Source organism: Nocardia cyriacigeorgica NBRC 100375 (assembly GCF_000308555.1).
GTDB lineage: Bacteria > Actinomycetota > Actinomycetes > Mycobacteriales > Mycobacteriaceae > Nocardia > Nocardia cyriacigeorgica.
Genome location: NZ_BAFY01000180.1, coordinates 1 through 14,224, shown reverse-complemented (window position 1 = coordinate 14,224; position 14,224 = coordinate 1). Strand labels below are relative to the sequence as shown.

General features: G+C 67.3%; 13 protein-coding genes and 2 pseudogenes. 8 read left to right on the top strand and 7 right to left on the bottom strand.

Features of this window, described 5'->3' with window-relative positions; all coding sequences use genetic code 11:
- Positions 1–112: 112 nt before the first annotated feature.
- From RJ05_RS17710 to RJ05_RS17700, 3 genes are all read left to right on the top strand, one after another.
- Entirely contained in the window at positions 113–898 is a 786-nt protein-coding gene (locus tag RJ05_RS17710) for an electron transfer flavoprotein subunit beta/FixA family protein (protein WP_036538608.1), read from the top strand.
- Positions 899–1,006: 108 nt separating this feature from the next.
- Positions 1,007–1,963, top strand: coding sequence for an electron transfer flavoprotein subunit alpha/FixB family protein (locus RJ05_RS17705; protein WP_036538605.1), 957 nt, complete (start codon positions 1,007–1,009; stop codon positions 1,961–1,963).
- 155 nt (positions 1,964–2,118) lie between these two features.
- On the top strand, positions 2,119–3,060 hold the full coding sequence (locus RJ05_RS17700) for an aminoglycoside phosphotransferase family protein (RefSeq protein WP_036538604.1): 942 nt from the start codon (positions 2,119–2,121) through the stop codon (positions 3,058–3,060).
- Here the strand turns inward: RJ05_RS17700 and RJ05_RS32900 are convergent.
- Positions 3,046–3,090, bottom strand: a pseudogene (locus RJ05_RS32900) (hypothetical protein); the annotation flags it as partial. The gene RJ05_RS17700 and the pseudogene RJ05_RS32900 overlap by 15 nt on opposite strands.
- Positions 3,081–3,926 (bottom strand): annotated as a pseudogene (locus RJ05_RS17695) (LysR family transcriptional regulator); the annotation flags it as partial. The pseudogenes RJ05_RS32900 and RJ05_RS17695, both read right to left, overlap by 10 nt.
- Before the next feature lie 121 nt (positions 3,927–4,047).
- On the opposite strand from RJ05_RS17695, the gene RJ05_RS17690 reads away from it, so the two are divergent.
- The 3 genes from RJ05_RS17690 to RJ05_RS17680 all read left to right on the top strand — a co-directional run bounded on the left by RJ05_RS17690 (position 4,048) and on the right by RJ05_RS17680 (position 7,312).
- Positions 4,048–5,352 carry an NAD(P)/FAD-dependent oxidoreductase gene (locus tag RJ05_RS17690; RefSeq protein WP_036538600.1) on the top strand — a complete coding sequence of 435 codons (1,305 nt, stop codon included), beginning with the start codon at positions 4,048–4,050 and terminating at the stop codon, positions 5,350–5,352.
- A gap of 199 nt (positions 5,353–5,551) precedes the next feature.
- Positions 5,552–6,379 carry a GNAT family N-acetyltransferase gene (locus RJ05_RS17685; RefSeq protein WP_036538599.1) on the top strand — a complete coding sequence of 276 codons (828 nt, stop codon included), beginning with the start codon at positions 5,552–5,554 and terminating at the stop codon, positions 6,377–6,379.
- 6 nt (positions 6,380–6,385) lie between these two features.
- Entirely contained in the window at positions 6,386–7,312 is a 927-nt protein-coding gene (locus RJ05_RS17680; RefSeq protein WP_036538597.1) for a lysophospholipid acyltransferase family protein, read from the top strand.
- A gap of 252 nt (positions 7,313–7,564) precedes the next feature.
- On the opposite strand, the gene RJ05_RS17675 is transcribed toward RJ05_RS17680, so the two are convergent.
- The 3 genes from RJ05_RS17675 to RJ05_RS17665 form a co-directional block, all read right to left on the bottom strand.
- On the bottom strand, positions 7,565–8,746 hold the full coding sequence (locus tag RJ05_RS17675) for an NADH:flavin oxidoreductase (protein ID WP_036538651.1): 1,182 nt from the start codon (positions 8,744–8,746) through the stop codon (positions 7,565–7,567).
- On the bottom strand, positions 8,743–9,327 hold the full coding sequence (locus RJ05_RS17670; protein ID WP_036538596.1) for a TetR/AcrR family transcriptional regulator: 585 nt from the start codon (positions 9,325–9,327) through the stop codon (positions 8,743–8,745). Before RJ05_RS17670 ends, RJ05_RS17675 begins: the two co-directional genes overlap by 4 nt.
- Before the next feature lie 85 nt (positions 9,328–9,412).
- Positions 9,413–9,760, bottom strand: a complete 348-nt coding sequence (locus RJ05_RS17665; protein ID WP_036538594.1) for a hypothetical protein — start codon at positions 9,758–9,760, stop codon at positions 9,413–9,415.
- Positions 9,761–10,578: 818 nt separating this feature from the next.
- On the opposite strand from RJ05_RS17665, the gene lpqS reads away from it, so the two are divergent.
- Positions 10,579–10,944 carry a putative copper homeostasis (lipo)protein LpqS gene (gene lpqS, locus RJ05_RS33100; protein ID WP_483244215.1) on the top strand — a complete coding sequence of 122 codons (366 nt, stop codon included), beginning with the start codon at positions 10,579–10,581 and terminating at the stop codon, positions 10,942–10,944.
- Positions 10,945–11,007: 63 nt separating this feature from the next.
- Here the strand turns inward: lpqS and RJ05_RS30970 are convergent, their stop codons facing one another.
- On the bottom strand, positions 11,008–11,388 hold the full coding sequence (locus RJ05_RS30970; RefSeq protein ID WP_130917371.1) for a hypothetical protein: 381 nt from the start codon (positions 11,386–11,388) through the stop codon (positions 11,008–11,010).
- Between the two features lie 88 nt (positions 11,389–11,476).
- On the opposite strand from RJ05_RS30970, the gene RJ05_RS30055 reads away from it, so the two are divergent.
- The gene (locus RJ05_RS30055) at positions 11,477–12,538 is read left to right on the top strand and encodes an AraC family transcriptional regulator ligand-binding domain-containing protein (protein ID WP_081505459.1); all 1,062 of its coding nucleotides are present in this window, start codon (positions 11,477–11,479) and stop codon (positions 12,536–12,538) included.
- Between the two features lie 119 nt (positions 12,539–12,657).
- Here the strand turns inward: RJ05_RS30055 and RJ05_RS17650 are convergent, their stop codons facing one another.
- The gene (locus RJ05_RS17650; protein ID WP_036538648.1) at positions 12,658–14,214 is read right to left on the bottom strand and encodes a multicopper oxidase family protein; all 1,557 of its coding nucleotides are present in this window, start codon (positions 14,212–14,214) and stop codon (positions 12,658–12,660) included.
- Positions 14,215–14,224: the final 10 nt, after the last annotated feature.

Genomic DNA, 14,224 nt, shown 5'->3' with positions numbered 1-14,224 from the left:
TAACGTAGGGTAGTGTCACGCCCTGAGCGACTCACATGGACGTACGGCCCGCCGGATCGTGCGACCGACCGCCCATACCCGTGTACCCAGAACAGGAGGTCGACGAAGACCGATGCCGAACATCGTCGTACTCATCAAGCAGGTTCCCGACACCTGGTCCGAGCGCAAGCTCTCCGATGGTGATTTCACCCTCGACCGCGAGGCCGCCGACGCGGTGCTCGACGAGATCAACGAGCGCGCCGTCGAGGAAGCGCTGCTGATCAAGGAGGCGCAGGGCGGCGAGGTCACCGTGCTGTCGGCCGGACCCGACCGCGCCACCGAGGCCATCCGCAAGGCGCTGTCCATGGGCGCCGACAAGGCCATCCACATCAACGACCCGGCGATCCACGGCTCCGACGCCGTGCAGACCGCGTGGGTGCTGGCCGGCGCGCTCGGCCAGGTCGAAGGCGTGGAGCTGGTCATCGCCGGTAACGAGGCCACCGACGGCCGCGCCGGTGCCGTGCCCGCGATCATCGCCGAGTACCTGGGCATCCCGCAGCTCACCCACCTGCGCAAGCTGACCGTCGACGGCGACAAGATCACCGGCGAGCGCGAGACCGACGAGGGTGTGTTCAAGCTCGAGGCCACCCTCCCGGCCATCGTCTCGGTCACCGAGAAGATCAACGAGCCGCGCTTCCCGTCCTTCAAGGGCATCATGGCCGCCAAGAAGAAGGAAGTGCAGACCTTCACCCTGGCCGACCTGGGTATCGACCCGGACACCGTGGGTGTGGCCAACGCCGGCACCGCGGTCACCGCCTCGACCCCGAAGCCCCCGCGCACCGCGGGCGAGAAGATCGCCGACGAGGGCGACGGCGGCACCAAGATCGCCCAGTACCTCATCGGCCAGAAGATCATCTGATCCCGCTCGTACGAGGCTGCCGCAGTGTGAGTTCAGCGCCCGCGGGAGGTCGCGGAGCGTAACCACGCAGGGCGTACGAACACTGCCAATAGACACAGGAGAGAACAAATGGCAGAAGTACTTGTGCTCGTCGAGCACGCCGACGGTGCGGTCAAGAAGGTCAGCACCGAACTGATCACCGCCGCCCGGACCCTGGGCTCGCCGTCCGCCGTGGTGCTCGGCACCGCCGGTACCGGTGAGAAGCTGGCCGACGCGCTCGCCGCGGCCGGCGCCGAGAAGATCTACATCGCCGAGTCCGACGATGTCGACAACTACCTGGTGACCCCGAAGGTCGACGTGCTGGCCGGCCTGGTCGAGGCCGCTTCGCCCGCCGCCGTCATCGTCGCCGCCTCCGCCGAGGGCAAGGAGGTGTCGGGCCGCCTCGCCGCGCGCATCGGCTCCGGTCTGCTCGTCGACGTCATCGGCATCAATGCCGACGGCTCGGCCGTGCACTCCATCTTCGGTGGCGCCTTCACCGTGGACGCCAAGGCCACCGGCGACGTGCCGGTGATCTCGGTGCGCCCCGGTGCCATCGAGGCCGCCCCGCAGGCCGGTGCCGGCGAGAAGGTGACCGTCGAGGTTCCGGCGCAGGAAGAGGGCGTGGTCAAGGTGACCTCGCGCGAGCCCGTCGTCGCCGGTGACCGGCCGGAGCTCACCGAGGCCGCCATCGTGGTCTCCGGTGGCCGTGGTGTCGGTTCGGCCGACAACTTCTCGGTCGTCGAGGAGCTGGCCGACTCGCTCGGCGCCGCCGTCGGTGCCTCGCGTGCCGCCGTCGACTCCGGCTACTACCCGGGCCAGTTCCAGGTCGGCCAGACCGGTAAGACGGTCTCCCCGCAGCTCTACATCGCCCTCGGCATCTCCGGCGCCATCCAGCACCGCGCCGGTATGCAGACCTCGAAGACCATCGTCGCGGTCAACAAGGACGAAGAGGCTCCGATCTTCGAGATCGCGGACTACGGCATCGTCGGCGACCTGTTCAATGTCGCGCCGCAGTTGACCGAAGCGGTCAAGTCGCACAAGGGCTGAATGCCTGTGCGCTGAGCGAATGCCACCCGTGGCCTCGGCTGGAAACAGCCGGGGCCACGGGTGTTTTCCGGGCTGTCATGGCCGCATGTCCCTGGCTCGGATCGAGCGCGCGGAATTCGCTTGCCTGGTGCACAACCGCACCGCAGGCTGACAGCGTGACGATCGCACTGCCGCCGGATGTGGCCGAATCGGTCCGCGATTTCTTCGACGAGGAGGGCGAGCGCTGGCTCGCGGCCCTGCCGGAACTCGTGACGGCCCGATGCCGCGACTGGGACCTCGAGCTGATCGGCGCACCGTTCGGCGGCGGCACTCATTCGTTCGTCGCGCCGGTGCGGTGCGGCGATGATTCCGTCGCGGTGCTGAAGGTTCCCTTCGTCGACGAGGAGAACGCCGGTGAGCCCGCCGGCCTGCACTGGTACGACGGTGATGGCGCGATCCGGCTCTACAACTTCGATCCCGGCAGCGGTGCCATGCTCCTCGAGTGGGCACGGCCGGGTGATCCCTTGCTGTGCCAGCCGACTCCGCCGCTGGAAGGTGAGCCAGAGAACGCGAGAAAGGTGCTGATCGCCGCGGAGTTGTACCGGCGTCTGCGCCGCGAACCCGGCGAGCTACCTCCCGGATATCCGACGCCGCCGTCGGCCGCCGGCCTGGTGGCCGAATGGGCGCGGTGGCCCGAGGATCCGCAGATCGCCGCGGCGCTCCCGGCGCCACTGCTCGACCAGGCCGCCCGCTGGTGCGCCGAGCTCGCCGAACGCGATGGCCCGCTGCTGATCGTCAACCGCGACACCCACCTGGGCAATATCGTTGCCGCCGAACGTGAGCCGTGGCTGCTCATCGATCCGAAACCGTATCTGGGCGAGGCGGCCTTCGACGCCGGATTCTTGATCCTCAAACAGGTGCAGAGCGACCCGAACCGTGCCGACGCGCGGCAGATGGTCGCCCGGACCGCCGATGCGCTCGGCGTCGACCGTGAGCGTGCTCGCGGCTGGGCCTTGCTGCGCGCGATGGAACAGGTGGTGTGGGCGATCGAGGACGAGGACGAGCGCGCGGTGCTCGAGCGTCACCTCGCCGTCGCGTTCGTGTTGTCCGCAACCTAGGCGCAGTGCAGAGCCGCGAGCAGCGTGGTGAGGATGGCGGAGCGGCGGGCTCCGGTCCGCAGCACGGCGCTGACCGGCACGCGCAACGGATGACCCGCCAACTCCAGCGTCGCGATGCCTTCGGTGGGGCTGTTGGCGTACAGGATCGTCCACGCGTCCGGATGGTTGATCAGCTCCATGGTCGCCGTATGGTCCGGCGGGATGGGCGGGCCATAGGTCGGGCCGGCGGGCTGGTCGGCGAAGGCGGCGCGCACCACGTTGTGCAGCAGGACCTGTTCGGATTCCGGCGGCAACAGCAAGGGGTAGGAGCTGAGTTCGGTCAGTGTCACGTCGGTGCGGCCGGCCAGCGGATGCGACGGCGCGGTGGCGATCATCAGGTCCTCCACCCAGAGTTGTTCCACCGTCAGCCCGGGTTGGTCCACGCTGCCGCGGATCAGCGCGAGGTCGCAGTCACCGTCGGCGACGGCGGCGATACGCTGGCGGAAGGGTTTGATGACGAACTCGATCTCGGCGCCGGGATGCGCGTCGCGGGCGCCGGCGATCGCCGAGAGCGAGCGCGTCGCGAACGACATGTTCGCCGCCAGCCGGATGCGCGGGCGCGACGTGCGCACGGCCGCGCGGATGGCAGACTCCAGACTGAGCATCTGCTTGGCCAGCGGAAGTAGCCTGGTGCTCGCGTCGGTCGGGACGACCGATCGGGTGGATCGCTCGAAGAGCTGCACGCCGAGGTCGTGTTCGAGCCGGGCGATCTGATGACTGATCGCCGACTGCGAGATGAAGCATCGGCTCGCGGCCCTGCTGAAGCTGAGCTCCTCGCACACCGCGACGAAGTAGGTGAGCTGGCGCAGCTCCACCGTTACCTCCATTAATTAGCGATTCAGATAAGAGTCATCTCAATTATGCGCCCTGACGGGTGAAATATCTCGACTCCTGATAACGGTTCTTCATGATGAACAGGCTGTCATGATCAACAGGGGTGTTGTGAGGATGCGTAATACAAAAGCCGTACAGGCTGCGGAACCGGAGTTCGTCGAAGTCGTCATCGTCGGTTCGGGCTTCGGTGGCCTGGCCGCGGCCAAGCAGTTGGCCAAATCGGGCGTGCCCTATGTCCTGATCTCGAGCACGCCGGAACATCTGTTCCAGCCGCTGCTGTACCAGGTCGCCACCGGCGTGTTGGCCGCCGATGAGATCGCGCCGCCCATCGCCTCGATTCTGCGCAGGCACGAGAAGGCCGATGTCCGGCTGGGCAAGGTCACCGCGATCGATCCCGACGCGGCCGAACTCGTCTACGAGACCGCCGACGGGCCGCGCCGCATCCGCTACGGCTCGCTGATCGCCGCGACCGGTGCCAATCAGTCGTATTTCGGTCGTGACGATTTCGCCGAGAAGACCTTCGCGCTCAAGACCATCGACGACGCCAAGCGGCTACGCGCGCAGATCGACCACGTCTTCACGCAGGCGAAGCACGCCGATAAGGAGACCCGCGAGCGGCTGCTCAGCTTCGTGGTCGTCGGCGCCGGTGCGACCGGTGTCGAGGTGGCGGGCCAGCTGGCCGAGCTCGCCAAGCGCTACTACCACCAGGACGTGTCGGTCACCCTGGTCGAAGGTGCCGGTGAGGTGCTGCCGCCGTTCGGTGGCGGGCTGTCGGAATACGCCAAGCAGTCGCTCACCAAGGGCGGGGTGGAGGTGTTGCTCGGCACGTTCGTCACCGATATCGAACCCGGCAAGGTGACCGTCAAGGACAAGCAGGGCGTCGAACACCGCATCGCCGCCGAGACCGTCGTCTGGTCGGCCGGTGTGCAGGCCAGCGGTTTCACCAAGATCCTGGCCGAAGCCACCGGCGCCGAGACCGACCGCGCCGGACGGCTGCTGATCAACCCGGACCTGACCGTCGGCGGCTACGCCGACATCTACGCCATCGGCGATATGACCTCGCTGAAGGGCTACCCGGGCCAGTCGCCGGTCGCCATGCAGGAAGGCAGGCACGCCGCCGACATCATTCGCCGCAAGAAGCTGCCCGGCACCGAGTTCGAGTACTGGGACAAGGGCAGCATGGCGGTGATCCGCCGGCGCAGCGCCATCGCGAAGGTCAGCGACAAGATCAAGTTCAAAGGGCTGATCGCCTGGTACATGTGGCTGGCGGTGCACCTGTTCTATCTGGTCGGCTTCCGTAACCGGTTCATGGCGGTGATGGGCTGGCTGGTCGCCTTCACCGGCAACGGCCGTCCCGGCTTCGCCGAGATCGACAAGGACCGGCCCGCGGTCGGCCACCAGCCGCCCATAGCGGCCTGACCAGGCTCGATACCCCATCACGATCGCGTTGTCCCGCACCGGGACAGCGCGATCGGTTGTGTCCGGCCGACGGCGCAGGGAACGCTCGTCGACGTCGCGGTGAACGCCGGGTGTGACGGGCGTCTCGTTCACCGAACGGGCATACACGCGACACTCGGCGGACGCTCCGGCGCAGTCTGCGGCTGGCCTCATAACGGATATGACTATTACGTCCGTGTTGACAGCCCCGGCTCGACCGACGGACACCGGGGTGGAACGGTCTCGGTATTCACTGGTCGTCTCCTCCGATACCGAGCACCGCACGGCCGCACAGCGCCTGCGTTACGACGTCTTCGCCGCCGAACCCGGCTTCGAGATCCCCGACGACGGAACCGGACTCGACGCCGACCGCTTCGACGAGCACTGCGATCACCTGCTGGTCCGCGACGAGCTGACCGAACAGTTCGTCGGCTGCTACCGGATGCTGCCGCCGGACAAGGTCACCGCCGCCGGCGGGTACTACACCGCCACCGAATTCGACCTCACCCGCCTCGATCCCACCGGCCATCGGATCGTGGAGATGGGCCGCGCCTGTGTGGTGCCCGAGCACCGCAACGGCTCGGTGCTGACCCTCATGTGGGCAGGCATCCTGCACTACATCCAGCTCACCGGTTATGAGTGGGTGATGGGCTGCGTATCGGTGCCGATGCGCGACAACCCGGACGATCCGGCCGGGGTGAACGTGCGCGGCGTGCGCGATCTGCTGCTCGGCCGCCACGCCTGCGACCCCGAGCGCCGGGTGGATCCGTATCGGCCGGTCGTGGTCGACGGCAAGACGCTCGACGAGCTCACCCCGCCCGCGCGCCCCAAGCTGCCGCCGCTGCTGCGCGGTTACCTGCGGCTGGGCGCCGAGATCTGCGGTGAACCGGCCCACGATCCCGACTTCGCGGTCGCCGACTTCGTCGCCCTGCTCGGCTTGGACACCATCAACACCCGGTATCTGGAGCGCTTGCAGGGCGCCGCCGCCGGATTCGACAGCGGGCGGTGAGCGGTCATGGTGTTCGACGCCCCGCCCGCGACCGCCGCCCATTCCTGGATGCCGATCAGTCCCTGCGGCCCCGGATGTGTGCAGGCCGTCGATACCGCTGGTTCGGCACGGGTGGCCGGCCGTGCGGTGCGGTTGGCCGGGCTGCTGGCCAGCTACCCGGCTGCCCACGTGCTCACCCCGGCGCGCCGGCGAGAGTGGTTGCAGCGCGAGTACGCACGCGCGGTTCTGCGTAGCTGTGGTATCCGACTGCGCGTGATCGACAACCGCGGCATCGAGGGGCCGGCACGCTACGCCGCGCCCGGCGCGGGTGTGCTGGTGGTCGCCGGGCATATCGGCTGGTCCGATGTGGTGGTGCTGGCCGCGGTGCAGCCGCTCGGCTTTGTCGCGCGGGCGGATCTGATCGACTGGCCGATGCTCGGCCGGCTCGCCGAGCTGATGCGGATCATCCCGATCGAGCGGGAGCGGTTGCGGGCGCTGCCGGGGGTCGTCGCGCAGATCGCCGAGCGACTCGCCGCCGGTGAGCGGGTCGCGGCCTTCCCGGAGGGCACCACCTGGTGTGGGCGCGCCTACGGGAAGCTGCGCCCGGCGCTGTTCCAGGCGGCCGTCGACACCGGCACTCCGGTCCAGCCGATCCGGTTGCGTTACCTCGACGCGCACGGAGAACCGTGCACCGCAACAGGATTCGTCGGTGACGATACGTTCGCCACCTCGGCCCGGCGTATCCTGCGCTCGCGCGGCATCGTCGCCGAGGTCGTGCTCGAACCGATCCAGCAGCCCGGCACCGACCGGCGCGAGCTGGCGCGGCGGTGCGAAGAGTTGATGCGCGCTCCGGAGTTGTCGGATGGCGCGCGCTCGGCGCTCGCGGCGGCGACCTCGCACCTGGCCGATGCGGTCGCGCGGACGGAGCAGGTGCACGCTGTCACGGGGGTGTAGCGACCGTCCGTCGCCGTGGGCCGGCCCGGCGCGCGTCGTGCCGGTCGGCGCTCGCGGCGACGGCCGAGCAAGTGACGGCTGTGCGAGGGTGAGCACGCAGCGAGCGCACACCGGGAAACCGTCGCAGCACGCGCGGCTGTCGCCCGCGCACAGCGGGCTCGCCGCAAGCCCGCGCCCCGCGCTGGATCCCGTGTCACCGAGAAGTGCGCCACGGCCGCCTATCCGGTCAGCGGCTGTCGATCGACGATGGATTCACCGCGCCACCAGCTGATCCGGCCCGGCCAGCACACACGTCGTCCGGCTGAAGATCGACGGCATGCACTTGTTGCAGTGCGTGCACAGCGACGGGGTGTTCGCGTCCTGCTGAATCCGTAGCAGCAGATCCGGTTGACGCAGCAACGCCCGCGCCATGGCGACGAACTCGAATCCCTCATCCATCGCCCGCTGCATCGTCTCGGCGGTGGTGATACCGCCGAGCAGGACCAGCGGCATCTTCAGCTCGTACCGGAACTGGCGGGCCAGATCGAGCATGTAGGCCTCGCGGTAGGGGTATTCGCGCAGGAAGAATCGTCCACCCAACCGCATGCCCCAGCTCATCACGCCGGGGAAGGCCTTGGCGAAGTCCTTGCGCGGGGCCTCGCCGTGGAACAGGTACATGGGGTTGAGCAGCGAGCTGCCGATGGTGAGCTCCAGGGCGTCGAGGGCGCCGTCCTGTTCCAGCCAGCGCCCGATCTGCAAACTCTCCTCCAGCCGCAGCCCACCGACCACGCCGTCGTCCATATTCAATTTCGCCAGCACCGCGATCCGTCCGCCGACGGCCTCCCGCACTGCCTCGGCGACCTCACGAGCCAGCCGGGCACGGTTGGCCAGGCTGCCGCCGTAGTCGTCACGGCGGCGGTTGAGCAACGGGCTGAAGAACGAACTGATCAGATAGTTGTGCCCGAAATGCAGTTCGACAGCGTCGAATCCGGACTCTTCGGCGGTGCGGGCGGCGTCGGCGAAGGCGCGCACCACCCGCTGCAATTCGGCGGCGTCCGGGCGCACGGTGCGCGCCATGCCCAGCGGACTGAACATCCGCCCCGGCGCGAGCGCGGGCAAGCGATTGGACGCGGCATTGGCCACCGGCCCCGCATGCCCGATCTGCGCGCTCGCGGCGGCGCCTTCGGCGTGGATGGCCTCGGTGAGCCTGCGCAGGCCCGGTACAGCCTCCGGGCGCATCCAGATCTGGTGCCGGTCGGTGCGGCCCTCGGGGGAGACCGCACAGTAGGCGACCGTCGTCATCCCGACGCCGCCGGCGGCGGGTGCGCGGTGGTATGCGATCAGATCATCGGTGACGAGCGCGTCGGGTGTGCGGCCTTCGAACGTCGCCGCCTTGATCACCCTGTTGCGCAGGGTGATCGGACCGAGCCGGGCGGGGGAGAACACCGTGGTCATCGTGGCACCACCGGTGCGCACAGGCCCGCGGTCACGAACGCCCGCAGCGTAGCGACCGCCTGCGGGGACAGATCACGATCCTCGGCCAGCGGCGAACCGAACTGACCGAGGACAAGATCGAAGGCGAGCATCCAGCGCGCCCGGGCCTCCTGGGTGGACAGCGCCGGATACTGCTGCCGCAGCAGGTCGGCGAAGGGGTCGAGAGTGAACCAGCGCGCGGTCCAGCCGATGTCCTGGCGACCGAGCACCAGCCGGGCCAGCAGTCGGATGTGCAGCCGGCCGATCGGATCATCGGCCAGTCGCACCAGCGGGTCGATCACCGCGTCCACGCATTCGGCCACGGTGGCTGCACGCCCGGCCAGATCGTCCAGCGACGTCTGCCACAGCGGCCCGAGCCTGCTCTGCAACAGCGCCGCTACCAGCGCTTGTTTCGATCCGAAGTGGTAGTGCACCGCGGCCGGATTCACCTCGGCCGCGGCGCACACCGCACGAATGGATACCCGCTCATAGCCCGACTCGAGCAGCAGGCGCTCGGCGGCCGAGAGCAATCGCTCTCGGGTGTCGGTGTCGACTCGACTCATGACACCGAGTAGAGCACGGTTCAATCAGTGATTCAAGCAGTGATTGAACGTTGCGCTCCGGCGGGACGGATGGCGAAAGGCTGGATCAGAACGCGCTGCCGGTGGACGGCAGCGGGAAGTATCCGCGCCCGTGGTGGCCGCGATCCCAGTCGTGCCTGCCGTGCCGGCCCGGGTTCCAGTCGTGGTCGCGATTCCAGCTCCCGTGTCCGCCATGCCCGTGGCCTCGCCCGTGCCCATGGCCGTGTCCGTGACCATGACGCCCATGACCGGGCCGTTCGACGGCGTCGAGACCATCGGCCGACTCCAGCGCGACAGGCGTCGCGAAGGCGGGCACCGCGAGCGCGGTGACCGGCGCGAGGGCAAGGGCAGAGGCCACCGCGACGCGAGCGAGCGTGCGCCGGGTGCGGCTGTGCAGGTGCTTGTTTCGGCTCATCGGAAATACCTCATTCGATGTGGTCGCCGAGCGCGAACGGCCCGGCGGTGGTGATCGCCGGCCCGATCGGCCGAGCCGCAACCATCTATCGATGAGTAATGTACCGCTAAACAACGGCACGATCAATGGGTATGCAATCCCGATCCGGCTGGGTGGCCCGGCTCTCCCATGGAGAGCGACGAGCGGCCGGGAATAACCGTATGCCGCCGACGGCTATCCTTTACTGGTCATGAAGTCGGCACAGCGTTTCCGCAGGTCGCCAACATTGCTCACCGATTCCCGTTATTTCCCTATTCGCGCAGGTAGACGGCTATATCTGGATCCCGATGCTGCTTCGGTGTTCCCGCAACCTCCTATGCTGTCCCGCGTGAAAATCGTAGAAAAATCGTAAAACCAGGCCCTGGTCAACAGGACGAACCAGGCGGGATCCCCGGGCCATGCTGTCCACGCGGGCCGGACTAGTTGAGCAACTTGGCGGTCGTTCATCGCTGGAATCGGGACTGGGAAGGGGTACGCACCCTCGGGGGGCTACAGGCTACGCCTCAACCATTGTGGATTCGTGTCCGATCTCATGACTTCGACGACCGAGCGTGCTGCCTGACCGTGCGTGTCGCAGTTTCGTCCCGTTGAAGCCCAGCTGATGGGCAACCTGCCATTCGTACTCGGACATCCCCTCGGTGTCCGTCGGCGGCCTTTTGGTGATCGAAGCCGAACGCAAGCTATGTAATCGGACGAAGCCTCATTCAGCTGGCATTAGGGCACCTGGCCGCTCGGCTTGCTATGTTGTCGCGGTGAGACTGGGCGGTCGGATTTCTGTGATGTGGACGCAGACCGTGCTTGTCGTTCTACTTATTGCGGGCGCCTTCGTCGAAGTCGGACCACCGCCGCACCATCCGCACGACAACAGCCTCGAGCATGCGCAGGCCGTGGCTGTCCAGGCCATCGACCCCCTGCACCCTCACTGCGCGTCTGAATCCCCACTGTGTGATCAGGTCGCAGTGCTGCCTACCGCTGGTGATCGTCGGCTGGTGCCCGTACCACATGTGGTGGGTATCGCCCTGGCCGGTGCGCTCGATCCTATCGAGGTCACCTCCACTGCGAGTTCGGTTCGTGGCCCTCCCACGCGAGCTCCGTCCGGCTTCGGCCGAGACATTCTTCTGTACTGCTGTATCGATCGGCGCTGACGGCCAGGCGCGCCGAACGGAACTGCGCCCAGGCCGGTGACCTGGAGTCGGTATGCCGACGTCTCAGCCCGCCGGTACCGTGAAACACGAACTGCTGCGCCAGCCGCGGTGTTGTGGGCGCTGGCCGGCCGGCGCGGTGAGTTCGGCGATGTACGTACGCCCGTCGTGTGTGAACGTCAGCTGGAATCGACACCCGGCCGGAAAACGAGTGCTGAGGCGAAAGCGTATGCGTGGTGGCAGATCCCGCCGCACAGTCATCAGCAATGGCTCTGTGGGCACTACAACATTTCCGTGGTGAACCGACAGCCGCACCGGCCCCTCGAAGTCGGTGACCGGTCTACTTGCTCGCGTGACCGTGACTTCCAGGACTGAGCCTGTACGTTCCCTTTCCACGCTCAGCGCAATCGCGTATTCGCCGACTGACGTCGAATAGCTGATCTCCATTGCAGCAGGTCCTCCGTGAAAATCGTGCACCCTCATCGGGCTGGGATTTCACCGTAGAGGCCGCTGTACGCGTCGGAGGCGCGTGAACATGCCAGAAACCGGACATAACACGTCAAGAGGCCTGCCGCCGCAGCCGCCGAGTGGAACTGTGTCCACCGCCATCATGAGGCTGCTGGTCGCTGCGGTTCGCGACGCTGGTCTCACGGGTAGCGGTCGCGCCATCGTCCCAGGGACCAGCGCGGAGGCTCTCCGTGACGACCGAAACCGAGTCGCAACCGCATCCGCGACGCTGCTCTGGGAATATCTGGTCCAGGCCAGCGGGCGGGGGAGGGCGGGCCTCGAGCTGGCGAGCCGTGCTGTCCCTGGGGAGCTGGGCGTGTGGGATCAGCTCTTGACCGCTGGCCTTACGGTCTTCGATGGACTGCGCGACGCCGCAACCTATCTCGCAGTTCTCGCCGATGCCGACCGGGAAAGCCTCGAGGTTCGCGTGGACGGAGATTTGGTTGTCGTCCGGCACCGGTCTCGCGATCTGGAGCCCGAACTGGCCGGAGCGGTAGGTGAATTCGCCGCTGGTGTGTTGACTCGGCGTGTCGTCGAGGCGGCGGGGCGGACAGTCGTTCCGGTCCGAGTCGGCTTCGCCCATCGAGCGCCCCGAGGCGCGGCCTATCGGGAAGTTGCCGACTTGCTCGGCACAACCAGGATCGATTACGAGCAGCCCGACAACGCGATCACGTTTTTTGCCGCGGACGCCTTGGCGCCAGTGGCTCATCCGCGGCCGGGATTGCCGCAAATCCTGCGTAGCCATGCCGACCTGCTCCTTGGCGGCGCGCAGGTGGTCGGCGACTGGCGGGCACTACTAAGGGCGACGATCGCGGCGAGCTTGCCGGCGGGTCCGCCGAGGTTGACAGAGGTGGCCGCACGACTACATATAAGTCCACGCACGCTGCAACGTCGTCTCGACGAGGCAGGCACAAGCTGGCGCGCCGAGGTCGATCTCGTGCGTGCTGAACAGGCTCGGCTGATGGAGCGGGCACTGCCGCAGCGGGCTGTCGCTGCTCGTCTGGGATACCGTGATGAACGCAGCTTGCGCCGGGCCCAGCTACGGTGGGCGAGTTCTTTCGCTGGTCCTGCCGTCTCTTGCAGATTCTGATGGAAGAGCTGTCCACCATCACGATCGCCTGAGAGTCCGGAACGCCGTGCCACGCGGGAGAATCCGCATAAGGTCCGCGAAGTGGATAGCCCACCACCACGGTGGGCGCCGTGGCCACGTCACCGGATGTAGGACAGCACACTCATCATCCCGGCCTCGCCGTGATAGACGTTGTGACAGTGAACCAGCCACTGGCCCGGATTGTTGGTGTCGAGATCCACTTCGACGGTCTGCATCGGCAGGACGACGGAGGTGTCTTTTCTGGGCCCGGTTCCCGCGGGTGTGACGACTTGGTAGGTGTGGCCATGCAGGTGCATGGGATGGAACATCATCGTCTTGTTGATGAAACGCAGGCGGACCCGCTGTGCCTCGGTGACATCCAGCGGTGTGTGCTGCGGGTGAGCCTTCCCGTTGATAGTCCATTTGTATTCGGTCATGTCCGCGCCGAGGGTGAGGTCGAGCGTCCTGTCCGGGGTGCGCTTCGGCAGGCGCACCGATTCGTCGGCGGTGAGGCGGCCGGCAGTGATGGGTGCGGTGGTGAGCTCGGCTGGGCGCGCGTTGGCCGGCGGTGGTGCGCCCGCGGAGGTACGGATGAGCGCGACACCCTGGCCGGCTTTTCCTTCGGCTGCGGCGACCAGCGGGAAGACGCCATCACCGAGCTCGACGATGGCGTCGTAGCGTTCACCCATGCCGATGAGCAGGCATTCGCCCGTGACCGGTTCGACCGGAAATCCGTCGCTATGGGTGACGCGCAGTTGATGTCCGCCGACCGCGACCCGGAACGCGGTGTCGGAGGCCGCGTTGATGATGCGCAGTCGAATCCGCTGACCTGGCCGACCGGTCAGAGTGACCGGGTCGGTACCGAGCCTTCCGTTGATCAGGAAGTACGGATACTCGACGTCGCCTGTGTCTGTGCCGAGCGGCGCATTCGGGTCCGCTGGCATCTGCATCGGCGCAGACGCACCGGAACCCATTTCACCGTGCCCCATGCCGCCCATATCCATGCCCGCCATTCCCTGGTCGAGCAGCTGTTTGAGCTGTTGGTCCGGATCACGGCCATCGATGCCGTCGAGCCAATCGTCGAGCACGACGACCGCTTCTAGATCGTAGTCGCTGCCGTCGGCGGGGTCCTCGACGATCAGAGGTGCGTAAAGACCCCGATCCAACTGCACACCGACATGCGGGTGAAACCAGTACGTCCCTGCATCGGGGACCGTGAACTCGTACTGGAAGGTCGTACCGGACGCGATGGGCGACTGGGTAAGGTCCGGAACGCCGTCCATGTCGTTACGCAGCGCTACTCCGTGCCAGTGGATCGTCGTGGGTGCCGGAAGTGCGTTCGCGATCTCTGCCCGCAACACCTCGCCCCGGGCCAGGCGGATCTCCTGGCCCGGTAGCCGTCCGCCGTAGGTCCAAGTCCGCGCAGTGACACCGCCGAGGTCGACTGTTGTCGGCTCGGCTCGCAAGCGCACCGCACGAACCACCGAGCCGGCGGCTCTGCGGCTGTCTTCAGCCGCGCGGACGGCATCGGAGCCTGGGCCGATTTCTGTCCGTGCACCGGGTTCCTCCCGCGAACACGCGCCCAACACGATGGCTGCAGCGGTCGCCCCGCCGGCCGCCAGGAAACCGCGCCTGTTCATCGGCAGGGAAAGTGGGGACTGCCAGGACCGGGACATCTGGGTCTCC

Excerpts from the sequence above, each read along its gene's own strand:
- RJ05_RS17710 (WP_036538608.1), top strand. The coding sequence starts at position 113 with ATGCCGAACATCGTCGTACTCATCAAGCAGGTTCCCGACACCTGGTCC.
- RJ05_RS17705 (WP_036538605.1), top strand. The coding sequence starts at position 1,007 with ATGGCAGAAGTACTTGTGCTCGTCGAGCACGCCGACGGTGCGGTCAAG.
- RJ05_RS17690 (WP_036538600.1), top strand. The coding sequence starts at position 4,048 with ATGCGTAATACAAAAGCCGTACAGGCTGCGGAACCGGAGTTCGTCGAA.
- RJ05_RS17685 (WP_036538599.1), top strand. The coding sequence starts at position 5,552 with ATGACTATTACGTCCGTGTTGACAGCCCCGGCTCGACCGACGGACACC.
- RJ05_RS17680 (WP_036538597.1), top strand. The coding sequence starts at position 6,386 with ATGGTGTTCGACGCCCCGCCCGCGACCGCCGCCCATTCCTGGATGCCG.
- RJ05_RS17675 (WP_036538651.1), bottom strand. The coding sequence starts at position 8,746 with ATGACCACGGTGTTCTCCCCCGCCCGGCTCGGTCCGATCACCCTGCGC.
- RJ05_RS17670 (WP_036538596.1), bottom strand. The coding sequence starts at position 9,327 with ATGAGTCGAGTCGACACCGACACCCGAGAGCGATTGCTCTCGGCCGCC.
- RJ05_RS17665 (WP_036538594.1), bottom strand. The coding sequence starts at position 9,760 with ATGAGCCGAAACAAGCACCTGCACAGCCGCACCCGGCGCACGCTCGCT.
- lpqS (WP_483244215.1), top strand. The coding sequence starts at position 10,579 with ATGTGGACGCAGACCGTGCTTGTCGTTCTACTTATTGCGGGCGCCTTC.
- RJ05_RS30970 (WP_130917371.1), bottom strand. The coding sequence starts at position 11,388 with ATGGAGATCAGCTATTCGACGTCAGTCGGCGAATACGCGATTGCGCTG.
- RJ05_RS30055 (WP_081505459.1), top strand. The coding sequence starts at position 11,477 with ATGCCAGAAACCGGACATAACACGTCAAGAGGCCTGCCGCCGCAGCCG.
- RJ05_RS17650 (WP_036538648.1), bottom strand. The coding sequence starts at position 14,214 with ATGTCCCGGTCCTGGCAGTCCCCACTTTCCCTGCCGATGAACAGGCGC.